Source organism: Pseudonocardia pini (assembly GCF_013870575.1).
GTDB classification, from domain to species: domain Bacteria; phylum Actinomycetota; class Actinomycetes; order Mycobacteriales; family Pseudonocardiaceae; genus Pseudonocardia; species Pseudonocardia pini.
Genome location: NZ_JACBXB010000092.1, coordinates 1 through 11,500, shown reverse-complemented (window position 1 = coordinate 11,500; position 11,500 = coordinate 1). Strand labels below are relative to the sequence as shown.

Sequence of the window (11,500 nt, the reverse complement as noted above, 5' to 3'; positions counted from 1 at the left end):
CTCGTCGAGGGCGACCCGCTCGCCGACATCACCGCCACCCGCCGCCTGACCCGCATCTGGGCGGCGGGTGTCGAGGTCGCCGCCTCGGCTCGCCCCAGCTGATCCGGCCTGACCACGGCACCCGCGGGTCACTCCGCAGCGGTGATCCGGCCGAAGCCTGCGAGGACGGCGCGGTCGTCGGCCCACCGCGTGGGGGAGGGACTCCCGGCGAGGGCGTCGACCGTGGCGCGCCCGAGCCGCAGTGCCGCGGGGGTCGGGCTGACCGTGCCGGCTGCCTCGGCCAGGTCGAGGTGGTGCACGGTGAGCTCGACCGCCCAGGTCGCGAGGAAGTCCCCGGTCCCGAGGACATGGTGCTGGAAGGCCACGGCGCCTTCGGGCACTGCGCGCACGGCACGGTCGACGGCGTGCGCGGCCATGTCGAGGTGCTCGAGGGCCTCGCGCGGGTGGTGGTAGGCCGATGCGGTCCGGCGCGTCCAGAGGATCGCGCCCACCTCGTCCCCGCCGCCTTCGTACTCCCGCCAGTAGGTCGCCGCGTCCTGGTCCGGTGCGTCGTCGGTGCTGTTCAGGGCGCCGCCGACCATCTCCTGCAGCCCGACGCGGACATGGACCAGCACTTCGAGCGCCGACCAGCCGTGGCAGCGGCTCGCGCCCAGCAGAGCGAGGTCGGACGCGCCGTGCGCCGCCTCGAGGAACCGGTCGAGCTGGTCGAGGAACGCCGCTCGTCCGCGGGCGTGGTCGATGTGGAGGCCGGCCATGCGTCCGGGGTACCCGCTGCGAGAAGCACATGCGCAAGGTCGTCGGCTACGTGCACCGGCACCCGGCGCAGCGGCCCAAGGGCGACGTCACCGACTCGACCTGGCGCCACTCGCTGATGAGCTGGGCCCCCGTGTGCGGGGGCTCAGCCGGCGCCGCCGATCCCGATCTCGTTGCCGTCCGGGTCGTGGAACAGCGCTTTGCGCACGCCGTTGTCGTAGGTCTCCTCACGGACGGGATGTGTGCCGCGAGCGGCCGCCGCGGCGAGGTACCCGTCGAGATCGGCGACGAACAGTGTGGTCTTGGCGTGGCCGGCGTGCTCGGGCTGCAGTTCGACGTAGACGTGTCGGCCCTCGGCCAGGGTCCACACGCGTTCGACGTCGTTGGGCTCGAACGTCTCCACCTCACCGAGGAGTGCGTCGTACCAGGTGACGGCGCGCGGGAGGTCGCTGACCGCGATACCGGCGAACAGTTCCAGGCTCATGCAGGGCAGACCGGGTCACGACGGCGAACTCATCGCCTGCTCGTTCCGGGGCCGCCGCCGGTCGGCCTGCGATTCGGGTTCCCGGTTCGGCCGTGGGGCGTCATCCTGGGCCGCATGACGACGGCCGGTGCGCTGTTCGGGCGGAACCGCGAGCTCACCGCGCTGCGGGCGTGGGCCGGCGAGGCCCGCGCGGGACGGGGTCGCGTCGTCCTGCTCACGGGCGAGTCGGGGATCGGGAAGACACGGCTCGCACAGGAGCTGGCCACGCTCGCCGACGGTGCCGTGGTGTGGGGACGCTGCGCCGAGACGGCGGGGGCGCCGCCGTTCTGGCCGTGGCAGGAGGTCTTGCGGCGGTTGGGGGTGGGCGGATCCCCGTCGGGAGAGGTCCAGTCCTCACCGCAGGACCGTTTCCGGGTCGTCGAGGCGATGGCCGCAGCGGTGTTCGACGCCGCGGCACGGCGACCGCTGCTGATCGCTCTCGACGACCTCCAGTGGGCGGACGAGGCGTCCCTGCTCGTGGTGCGCCACGTCGCGGACCGGGTGGCGGAGTCGACGTTGCTGGTGGTGGCGACGGTCCGGGACCCGGGGCCCTCCGCCGCGTTCGGCGGGGTACTGGCCGACCTGCACCGGTCGCCGGGAGCGGAGTCGATGCGCCTGGTGGGGTTGGGCCCCGACGAGGTCGCACGGCAGCTCGAGTCGCTGGGCGCCGGGCGTGCCGACGCCGATCACGTCCACGACGTGACCGGCGGCAACCCGTTCTTCGTCCGCGAGGTGGCACGGGCGGTGGCGGAGGGGACGTGGTCGCCCGGTCGGGCGCCCGGGGGCGTGCGCGACGCGATCGACGCCCGCGTGCAGCGGCTCGACACCGAGACCCGCCGCCTCGTCCGTGCGGGCGCGGTGATCGGCCGCCGGTTCCCGCTGGCGGTGGTCGCGGACATGCTGGACACCCCGGTCCAGCGGTGTCTGGGCGCGGCGGACGCGGCCGTCGCGTCCGGGTTGCTCGCCCAGGTCGGCGGCGGTGAGCTGAGGTTCGCCCACGACCTGGTCCGTGACGCCCTCCGCAGCGCGCTCCCGACGACGGAGACGGTCGCGCTGCACCGCGCGGCCGCCGCGGCGTTGGAGACCTACTGGGCCGGCAGGCTCGACGGGCATCTCGCCGAGCTGGCCTGGCACCACATCGCCCTCGCGCCCTACGGGCACGCGGCGTCGGCTCGCGAGTGGGCGTTGCGCGCCGGGGCCGAGGCGGTGCGCCGGCTCGCCTTCGAGGAGGGTGTGCGGCTGTACCGGGCAGCGTTGGGTGTCGCTGCCGCGTGGGCCGACGACGTGGAGGCATGCCGTGCCCACCTCGCACTCGGGCGCGCCGCGTTCCTCTCCGGAGACCTGGACACGGCGGTGTCCGCTGCTGTGGCCGCGGCGGGTCACGCTCGGGACGCGGCACGGCCGGAGCTCGTCGCGGAGGCGGCGCTCGTCGTGGAGCCGGTTCCCGACCCGGCGATCAGCGTGATCGTCACCGAACTGTGCGAGGAGGCCCTGGCGTCGGGCCCGCAGGACGTGCTCCGGGCACGGCTACTGGCGCTGCGCAGCCACCTCGCGTTCTACGCCGGTGATCACCAGCTGACCCGGTCGGCGAGCGCGGCGGCCCTGGAACTGGCTCGTCGGGCCGGCGACGTGGGCGCGCTAGGGGCCGCCCTGCGTGCCCGCCACGACGCCTGCCCCGGCCCGGTGGGGAGGGACGTGCGGCTGGCACTGGCCGACGAGATGGTGGTGCTGGCCGAGCGCACCGGCGATGCGCGCACCGCGATGTGGGGCAGGCTCTGGCGGATCGACGCGCTGGTGGAGGGGGGCGAGCTGACCAGGGCTCGCGACGAGCTGGCGCCGCTGACGGTCACCGTGGAGCGCGTCGGTGGGCCGGCGAGCGGGTGGCACCGCGATCGGGTGGAGGCCTGCATCGCGCAGGCGGAGGGCCGGTTCGACGACGCGCGGGTGGCGGCCGCCCGCGGATACCACCGCATGCGGCTGATCGAGCGGTCCTCGGCGACCGGGGCGTTCCTGGGCACCCAATGGGCGCTGGCCCGACACATCGGGGTCTCGGACGAAGCCCTCTCGCTGGCCCGCACCTGGGTCGAGCCACCGCCGCGGTTCCGCACGATGGGCCGGGTGTCGCGCGCGTACCTCCTGCTCCGCGCGGGCCTCCCGGACGAGGCCGACGCCCAGTTCCGCCAGGCCGGTCCGCCGGAGGCGTGGTCGTGGCCGGTGTTCTTCACCGCGGTCGGCTCGACGCTGGCCGTCCTCGTCGCGGCCGGCCTGGACCGGCCGGGCGAGCTGGCGGCGGCGGTCGAGACGCTGGAGGAGTTCCGAGGCGAGCACATCGTCGGCAGCGGGGTGAGCTACTGCGGCCCGGCCGAGCTCACCCTCGGGATCGGCGCCCTGGCACAGGGACGGCTCGACGACGCCGTCACCGACCTGGACACCGCGATGCGGCGCTGCGAGCGGGCCGGGACCCCACCGTTCCTCGCCGAGGCCGGCCATCACCTGGCTGCGGCGCTGGCTGCCCGTTCACACCCGGGCGATCATGAGCGTGCCCGGCCGCTCGCCCTCACCGGCGACCGGCTCGTCCGCGCACTCGGGATGACCGCCTTCCTCGAGCCGAGCGCGGAGCTGCTGCGGCGGCTCGGACCCGGGGACGCGGGCCTGTCCCCGCGGGAGAGGGAAGTGGCCGGCCTGGTCGCCGAGGGACTCACCAACAGGCAGATCGCCGCTCGGTTGGTCATCTCCCAGCGCACGGCGGGCAACCACGTCGCGCACATCCTCACGAAGCTCGGGTTCACCTCGCGCAGCCAGATCGCGGCGTGGAGGAGTACGACGATGAGCGATCCGACTCATGCCCGGCGAGGCCGGGCTCCCTAACGTCCTCGGTCAGCGGCCACCGCGGCCGCGAACCCGAGGAGGTTGATCGGCATGACCTACGTGACCGTCGTCGAGGACTCGCCCGCCGGCACCGTCGAGAACCTGGACAAGCTGATGAGCGACATCCTGCCCGAGCCGGACGGGTTGGCCGCGCGGTACGCCGGCATGGTCGACGGCAGGCTCTGCATCGTGGGGGTCTGGGACTCCCGCGAACACGCCGAGACGTTCCTGTCCACCCGGCTGGGCCCCGGACTGCGGCAGCTGCTCGGCGCCGCGCCGGCAGGCCCGCCGCACACGCTCGGCGTGGAGGTGGAGCACTGCTACGTGCGCTGACCGCGAACGCCGGCCGACGAGCCGACCCGGGAGGTCTGGACCGGGGCATCGCGCGGCGCCGACACCGTAGGTCGACGGCGGTGGTCCTGGACGGGGGCGATCGGCGACCGCACCGGCCCGCGGTCCTCCCTCAGCCTTGCGATTCGCTCTGCAACCATGGTTACATTCCGTCGTGTCGTCGTCGGCGGACAGGTCGTCGGGGCTGCAGTGGGTCCTGCTGAGCTACCGAGTGCCGCGCGAGCCGTCCACGCCGCGGATCGCGGTGTGGCGCAAGCTCAAGCGGCTCGGTGTGGCGCAGCTCGGAGACGGCCTCGTGGCACTGCCCGCCGACGCTCGCACTCGTGAGCAGCTGGAGTGGGTGGCCGAGGAGGTCGAGCAGGCGGGCGGTTCGGCGATGCTGTGGATTGCTCGGCCGGACACCGAGGAGGAGGAGCAGCGGATCGCGGCCGAGATGGCGGCCGCCCGTGCCGCCGAGTACCGGGCGGTGCGTGATCAGGCGCTGGCCGCACGCACCGCGGTCGGGCTGGACGACGGCGCCGGGCTGCTGCGCCGACTGCGGGCGGAGCTGCGCCGGATCGAGCGGCGGGACCACTTCCCGGCGGTCGACGGTGATGCTGCGCGCGCCGCGGTGAAGGACCTGGCCGCGCACGTCGGGCAGAAGCGGCGGGAGCGGGCATGAGGTGGGTGACCAGGCGCGGTGTGCACATCGACCGGGCGGCCACGGCGTGGCTGATCCGCCGGTTCGTCGACGCTGCCGCGGAGTTCGAGTTCGTCGCGGGCCCCACGGAGGTGGCCGAGGGGGCGATCCCGTTCGACATGCGTGGGGTCGAGCTGGGGCACCGGAGCCACGGGGGCCACCAGGAGTGCACCTTCGAGACGGTGCTGCGGCGCCATGACCTCACCGATCCGGTGCTGTGGAAGATCGCGGAGGTGGTGCACGAGGCCGACCTGGAGGACGACCGGTTCGACGCCCCGGACGCGGCGGGGCTCGACGTCGTCCTGCGCGGATTGTCCCTGATCCTCGACGACGCGGCCGTCCTGGCGGTCACCGAGCCGGTCTTCGACGGCCTCTACGAGTACTACCGTCGAGCCGTGCTGCTCGGCCGTCCACCGGCCTGATCAGCCGACCGCCACGAAGCGCAAGGGGTCCTCCTGACATGCCGCCCGAGTCCGCGAAACCGTCCGAGCGCACCGACACCTCTGCAGAGCAGACCTCCGACGTCGTCCCCTTCAGGGCCGCGGTGCGGGCATGGTTCGTCATCTCGCTGCAGACCTTCGGCGGTCCGGCCGGCCAGATCGCGGTGATGCAACGCGCGCTGGTCGACGACCGCCGGTGGGTCGGCCAACGCCGGTTCTCGCACGCGTTGAGCTACTGCATGCTGCTGCCCGGCCCCGAGGCGCACCAGCTGGCCATCTACGTCGGGTGGCTGCTCAACGGCCTGCGGGGCGGTCTCGTCGCCGGGGTGTTGTTCGTGCTGCCCGGCATGGTCGCCCTGCTCGCCCTCTCGGCGATCTACGTGGCGTTCGGCGACGTGTCCGCGGTCGCAGCCCTGTTCACCGGCCTGGGTGCGGCGGTGGTGGCGATCGTGGTCCAGGCGGTGCTGAGGGTGGCCGAGCGGTCCCTGCATCATCCAGCGCTGGTCGGGATCGCGGTCGCCGCCTTCCTCGCGCTCGCTGTGTTCGGGGTGCCCTTCCCGGCCGTCATCGCCGCGGCGGCGCTGGCCGGCTGGCTCGCCGCGCGGCACATGCCCGGGCTCGCCGCCGGTGGGGGGCACGGTCCTGAGCAGGACGGTCCGGCTCCGTTGATCGCCGACGACGCCCTCCATGCCGAAGCGCCGTCCACTCGCCGAACCCTGCGGGTGCTGGTGGTCGGACTGGTGCTCTGGGCCGTGCCGGTGGGGCTGGTCGCACTGGTCACCGGCGTGGCGAGCATCTACACCACGCAAGGCCTCTTCTTCGCCGGCACCGCGCTGGTCACCTTCGGCGGTGCCTACGCGGTGCTGGCCTTCGTGGCCCAGCAGGCCGTGCAGACCTTCGGCTGGCTCACCGCGACCGACATGGTCCGCGGGCTCGGCCTGGCCGAGACCACCCCGGGTCCGCTGATCATGGTGGTCCAGTTCGTGGCCTTCCTGGGCGCCTACTCCGACCCCGGCCCGTTCACCCCGTGGGTCGCCGGGGTCGTCGCCTCGCTGCTGGTCACGTGGGTGACCTTCGTGCCCAGCTTCCTGTTCATCTTCCTCGGCGCCCCCTACATCGAGCGGCTGCGCGGCAACCGCTCCCTCGCGGGCGCGCTCACCGGGATCACCGCCGCGGTCGTGGGGGTGATCGCCAACCTCGCGCTCTACTTCGCCGTGCACACCCTCTTCGGCGCGACGGTCACGCTCGACGCCGGCCCGCTCGCCCTGCTGCTTCCGGTCCCGGACAGCCTGCGCCCGGTGCCGGTGGTGATCGCCGCAATCGCGGTGCTGATGGTCTTCGCGCTGCGTTGGCCCGTGCTGCGGGTCCTCGGGATCAGCGCGGCACTCGGCCTGGCCTGGGGCCTGCTGGCCCCGCTCGCCGGCGTGTCGCCGACCTGAGGGCACCCAGCGGGTAGCTCCTCAACCGCCGCGGCGTTGCGGCAGTCACGAGCAAGTGCAACCCGTAGAGGCTCCCCTCGGCCACGGCGGGGCCGATCGGCCCGCCCCTGCGGGCGCGCGTCCGTCGGCCGCAGACGGTCGCGATCACGGTCACGGACGTCTGGTGGATGCCCACGGCGTCGCATGCGGATCGACCGGGCCGTCGAGCCGGCACCTCGGCGACGGCGTGCGCCTGTGAGCCGAAGACGGAGAGTCTGAGCGCACAACCGCACCGGGATATCGGTCCGTAGCGCGGGCGTGACGAAAACCGACCCTCAGGCCCTTGCCAAGGGCAGCCTCACCACATGTGATGGTGCGATGTCCACAACGCCGGGGTTCGCAGGTGAGCTGTCGCGCCACGGCGGGCGTGCTGCCCTGCTGGACGGGGCCGGCAACTGCCTGAGCTTCGGCGAGCTGGCCGCCCGGGCGGACGCGCGGGCGTCCGAGCTGGGCGGGGGGCGCAAGCTCGTGGCGGTGGTCACGGGCCCGGGTTTCGAACCGGTGGTGACGTACCTTGCCGCGCTGCGGGCCGGTCATGCTGCGCTGCTCGTCGGCGACGACCCGGCCCGTACGGCACCGCTGCTCGACGCGTACCGGCCGGACCTCCTGGTGCGCCCGGACGGGGGTGGCGTGCGGCTCGAGGAGCTGGGCCCGGGCCCGCGGCTGCACCCGGACCTCGCCCTACTGCTGCCGACCTCGGGCTCGACCGGCTCGCCCAAGCTGGTCCGTCTCTCCGGTCGGAACCTCGACGCCAACGCCGAGTCCATCACCGGATACCTGCCCATCCGGCCGGAGGACCGCGCGCCGCTCACCCTGCCGCTGCAGTACTGCTACGGGCTCTCCGTCCTGAACAGCAACCTCGCCCGTGGCGCCACCGTGGTGCTCACGGACCGGTCTGTCGCCGAGCCCGCCTTCTGGGACGAGTTCGACGATCTGGGCCTGACCAGCCTGCACGGCGTCCCGTACACCTTCGACCTGCTCGACGCATCGGGGTTCGCCGACCGGGCGCTGCCCTCACTGCGCTACGTCACGCAAGCAGGCGGGCGGCTCGATCCGGCCACGGTCTCCCGGTACGCCACGCTCGGGGCGGCGCGCGGGTGGTCCTTGTACGTCATGTACGGCCAGACCGAGGCCACAGCGCGGATGGCCTACCTCCCGCCGGAACGGGCCTCCGCGGCGCCGTCGGCCGTCGGAGTCGCGGTGCCCGGCGGCGCGTTCAGCATCGAACGCCCTGGCCCGGACGGCGTGGGTGACCTGGTCTATCGCGGCGAGAACGTCATGCTGGGCTACGCGTGCAGCTCAGCGGACCTCGGGCTCGGCCGGACGATCGACCGGCTCGACACCGGCGACCGGGCCCGGTGGCGGTCCGACGGGCTGCTCGAGATCACCGGACGGGCGGCCCGGTTCGTCAAGCTCTTCGGGCTGCGGGTGGACCTCGACGAGGTGGAGCGACTGGCCGAGGCGCAGGGAGCCAGGGTCGTCGCGACCGGGGACGACCGGCGGATCACCGTCGCGCTCGTGCGGCGCGAGGGGACCGGACCGGGGGACCGGTTGCGTGAGCGGCTGTGCGACCGGCTCGGGCTGCCGCCGGCAGCCCTGCGGGTCGTGGAGGTCGCGGTGCTGCCCCGGTTGCCCAGCGGGAAGGTGGACCTGACGGCGCTGGCGTGCCTACCCGACCCGTCGGAGCCGTCGTGGACCGAGCCCGCCGACCCTGTGCGCGGCGCGTTCGCCGCGGTCTTCCCGGGCCGGGCGATCACGGACACCGACACCTTCGTCGGCCTCGGCGGCGACTCGCTGCGCTACGTCCAGACGGCCCTGCGTCTGCAGCGTGCGCTCGGGGTCCTGCCGCGGGACTGGCCCGAGCGCACCGTGGCCGAGCTCGCGGAGAGCGCTCGCCCACCACGGCGGTGGCTGCCGGTGGAGACCCCGGTCCTGCTGCGAGCGCTGGCGATCGTGCTGATCGTGGCCTCACACGTGGGTCTGTTCCGGATCCTCGGCGGCTCGCACGTGCTACTCGCCGTGGCGGGGTGGGCGTTCGCGCGCTTCGCCCTGGCGCCGCCGCGGCCCTCGCGGACGATCCTGCGGACGGCGGCCCGGATCGCGGTGCCCGCGGCGCTCTGGGTGGCGTGGCGGGCGACCGTTGCCGACGATGTGGACTGGTACAACGCCCTGCTGGTGAACTACGTGGTCGACCCCGAGGCCTGGGGCTACTGGTTCGTCGAGACGCTGCCGCAGATCCTGGTGCTGATGGCGCTGCTGTTCTCCGTCCCGGCGGTGCGGGCTCTGGACCGGCGCAGGCCCTTCGCCCTGCCCGTGGCGCTGTTCGCGGTCGGACTGTTCGGCCAGTTCGTCGACGACGGCGGCAACGCCTTCTCCCTGCGCCAGATGAGCGTGCACACGGTGATCTGGCTGTTCGCGCTGGGCTGGGCCGCGCAGCGCGCGACCACCGGGTGGCAGCGGTCGGCGGTGCTCGCCGGTCTCGCCCTCGCCGTCCCCGTGATGTTCGCCCACGAGCCGCACCGGGCCGCGGTGGTGGCCGCGGGCACGGCCCTCCTGCTGGTGCCCACGCTCCCGGTTCCGAGGGCGCTGGTCCGCCTCTGCGGACTACTCGCGGGGGCGTCGCTGGCGATCTACCTGACCCACTACGCGCTGATGTCGGCGTTGAACGGGCTGCCGCAGGGGCTCGTCGTGCTCGCGTGTCTGGTCGGTGGCGTGGCGGTGCAGGAGCTGCTCGTCCGGGCGAGCGCCGCGCTGCGGGCCTCAGTCCGGATAGAAGCGGACCGGACCGCTGAGCTCCAGGCTCGCCCGGTCGCCCGGCTCCGGGGTCTCCGCGTTGGACGTCCGACAACGCAGCGCCGTGCCGCCGAGCTCGACCACCACGGTCGCGTCGTGCCCGTGGAAGATCACCTCGCGGACCCGGGCAGGCCCGCCGGGGCGTAACCGCACCTGCTCCGGCCGGATGAGGACCCGACCCGGACCGTCGGGGGCGGCCACCGGCAGTGGACCCAGCACGGTCGCCGCGCAGCCGTCGCGGACCGCCACGGGCAGCACGACGGCCTCACCGATGAAGGTGCCGACGCCGACGTCCGCCGGGGCGCCGTAGACCTCCCGGGGCGGGGCGACCTGGATGACCCGCCCGTCCCGCAGAACCGCCACCAGGTCCGCGACCCCGAGTGCCTCCTGCTGGTCGTGCGTCACCAGGACCGCGGTCGCGCCTGCTGTGTGCAGTGCCTCCCGCACCTGCTCGCGGACCTCGGCCCGCAGCCCGGCATCGAGCGCGCTGAACGGCTCGTCGAGCAGCACCAATGCCGGGTCGGGGGCCAGGGCACGGGCCAGGGCGACCCGCTGCTGCTGTCCTCCGGACAGCTCCGCTGGCATGCGGTCGCCGAGGTCGGCGAGACCCACCAGCTCCAGCATCTCCTGCACCCGCGTGCCTCTGCGGGTGGCCCGGTCGAGCCCGAATGCAACGTTTCCGGCCACCGACAGGTGGGCGAACAACGAGCCGTCCTGGGGAACCAGTCCGACCCGCCTGCGCTCAGGCGGCACGTCGACCCCGGGTCCGGCCACGACGCGCCCGCCGAGCCGGATCTCACCCGCCGCGACGGGATGGAAACCGGCCACGCAACGCAACAGGGTCGTCTTGCCGCTACCGGACTCACCCAGCACCGCGAGCAGTGCCCCCGGCGGCAGCTCGAGGTCCACACCGTGCAGCACCGGCACCCCGGGGTGCCCGGCGTGCACACCCGAGACCGCGAGACCGGTGCTCACCGGTGCGCCGCCCGATCGAGCAGGACACTCGGGACGGCCGCGACCACCACGAGGACCACGGCGTACGGTGCGGCGGCCGCGAAGGCGCCGGCCCCGGTGTGGCTCCACAGTTGTACCGCGAGGGTGTCCGTCCCGGTCGGTCGCAGCATCAGTGTCACCGGCAGCTCCTTGGCCACGGTCAAGAAGACGAGCGCCGCGCCGGCGATGATGCCGGGCAGCGCGCGAGGGAGGGTCACGCGGGCGAATGCCGCCGTCCGGCCACAGCCCAGCGAGCGGGCGACCTCCTCGTGGCCGACGGGTGCGGCCGCGACGGCGGTCCGCACCGCGCCCACGGCGAGCGGCAGGAAGAGGACGGCGTACCCGACGAGCAGCAGCGGCAGCTCCTGGTAGACCGCCGGGACCAGCCGAACCCCCACGAAGACCAGGGCGAGCCCGACGGTCACGCCAGGCAGTGCGTGTCCGGCGTACGCGGCGGTCTCAACGGCGGTCACCATGCGCCCGCGGTACCGCGCGGCGAGCACCCCGACCGGCAGCGCGAGGACCGTGGTCAGGACCGCACCGACCCCGGCGACCTGCAGGGTCGCGAACGCCGCGCCACCGAGACCCGCCCAGTCGATCCCCGCCGAGGTGCCGGCGAGGG

General features: G+C 74.0%; 9 protein-coding genes and 2 pseudogenes. 7 read left to right on the top strand and 4 right to left on the bottom strand.

Features of this window, described 5'->3' with window-relative positions:
• Positions 1–128 precede the first annotated feature (128 nt).
• On the bottom strand, positions 129–755 hold the full coding sequence (locus H5J29_RS08505) for a maleylpyruvate isomerase N-terminal domain-containing protein (RefSeq protein WP_181780365.1): 627 nt from the start codon (positions 753–755) through the stop codon (positions 129–131).
• Between the two features lie 29 nt (positions 756–784).
• On the opposite strand from H5J29_RS08505, the pseudogene H5J29_RS36515 reads away from it, so the two are divergent.
• Positions 785–862 (top strand): annotated as a pseudogene (locus H5J29_RS36515) (DUF3140 domain-containing protein); the annotation flags it as partial.
• 36 nt (positions 863–898) lie between these two features.
• On the opposite strand, the gene H5J29_RS34840 reads toward H5J29_RS36515, so the two are convergent.
• Entirely contained in the window at positions 899–1,237 is a 339-nt protein-coding gene (locus tag H5J29_RS34840) for a VOC family protein (protein WP_181780367.1), read from the bottom strand.
• A 114-nt stretch (positions 1,238–1,351) separates the two neighbouring features.
• Here H5J29_RS34840 and H5J29_RS08490 point away from each other — a divergent pair, with 114 nt between their 5' ends.
• The 6 genes from H5J29_RS08490 (at position 1,352) to H5J29_RS36510 (ending at position 10,032) form a co-directional block, all read left to right on the top strand.
• Positions 1,352–4,144 (top strand): ATP-binding protein, encoded by a 2,793-nt coding sequence (locus H5J29_RS08490; protein ID WP_181780366.1) that lies wholly within the window; start codon positions 1,352–1,354, stop codon positions 4,142–4,144.
• 51 nt (positions 4,145–4,195) lie between these two features.
• Positions 4,196–4,477, top strand: coding sequence for a hypothetical protein (locus H5J29_RS08485; RefSeq protein WP_181780364.1), 282 nt, complete (start codon positions 4,196–4,198; stop codon positions 4,475–4,477).
• 172 nt (positions 4,478–4,649) lie between these two features.
• Positions 4,650–5,156 (top strand): Chromate resistance protein ChrB, encoded by a 507-nt coding sequence (locus tag H5J29_RS08480; protein ID WP_181780363.1) that lies wholly within the window; start codon positions 4,650–4,652, stop codon positions 5,154–5,156.
• Positions 5,153–5,596, top strand: a complete 444-nt coding sequence (locus tag H5J29_RS08475) for a chromate resistance protein ChrB domain-containing protein (protein ID WP_181780362.1) — start codon at positions 5,153–5,155, stop codon at positions 5,594–5,596. The genes H5J29_RS08480 and H5J29_RS08475 overlap by 4 nt, the downstream gene beginning before the upstream one ends.
• A gap of 38 nt (positions 5,597–5,634) precedes the next feature.
• On the top strand, positions 5,635–7,053 hold the full coding sequence (chrA, locus tag H5J29_RS08470; protein ID WP_181780361.1) for a chromate efflux transporter: 1,419 nt from the start codon (positions 5,635–5,637) through the stop codon (positions 7,051–7,053).
• Between the two features lie 357 nt (positions 7,054–7,410).
• Positions 7,411–10,032, top strand: coding sequence for an AMP-binding protein (locus H5J29_RS36510; protein WP_512700110.1), 2,622 nt, complete (start codon positions 7,411–7,413; stop codon positions 10,030–10,032).
• On the opposite strand, the pseudogene H5J29_RS08465 reads toward H5J29_RS36510, so the two are convergent.
• Together H5J29_RS08465 and H5J29_RS08460 are read right to left on the bottom strand one after the other, a co-directional pair.
• Positions 9,943–10,794 (bottom strand): annotated as a pseudogene (locus tag H5J29_RS08465) (ABC transporter ATP-binding protein); the annotation flags it as partial. The gene H5J29_RS36510 and the pseudogene H5J29_RS08465 sit on opposite strands and share 90 nt — an antisense overlap.
• Positions 10,795–10,856: 62 nt before the next feature.
• Positions 10,857–11,500 (bottom strand): ABC transporter permease (locus tag H5J29_RS08460; RefSeq protein ID WP_181780359.1); only part of this gene is annotated, 644 nt, incomplete at its 5' end.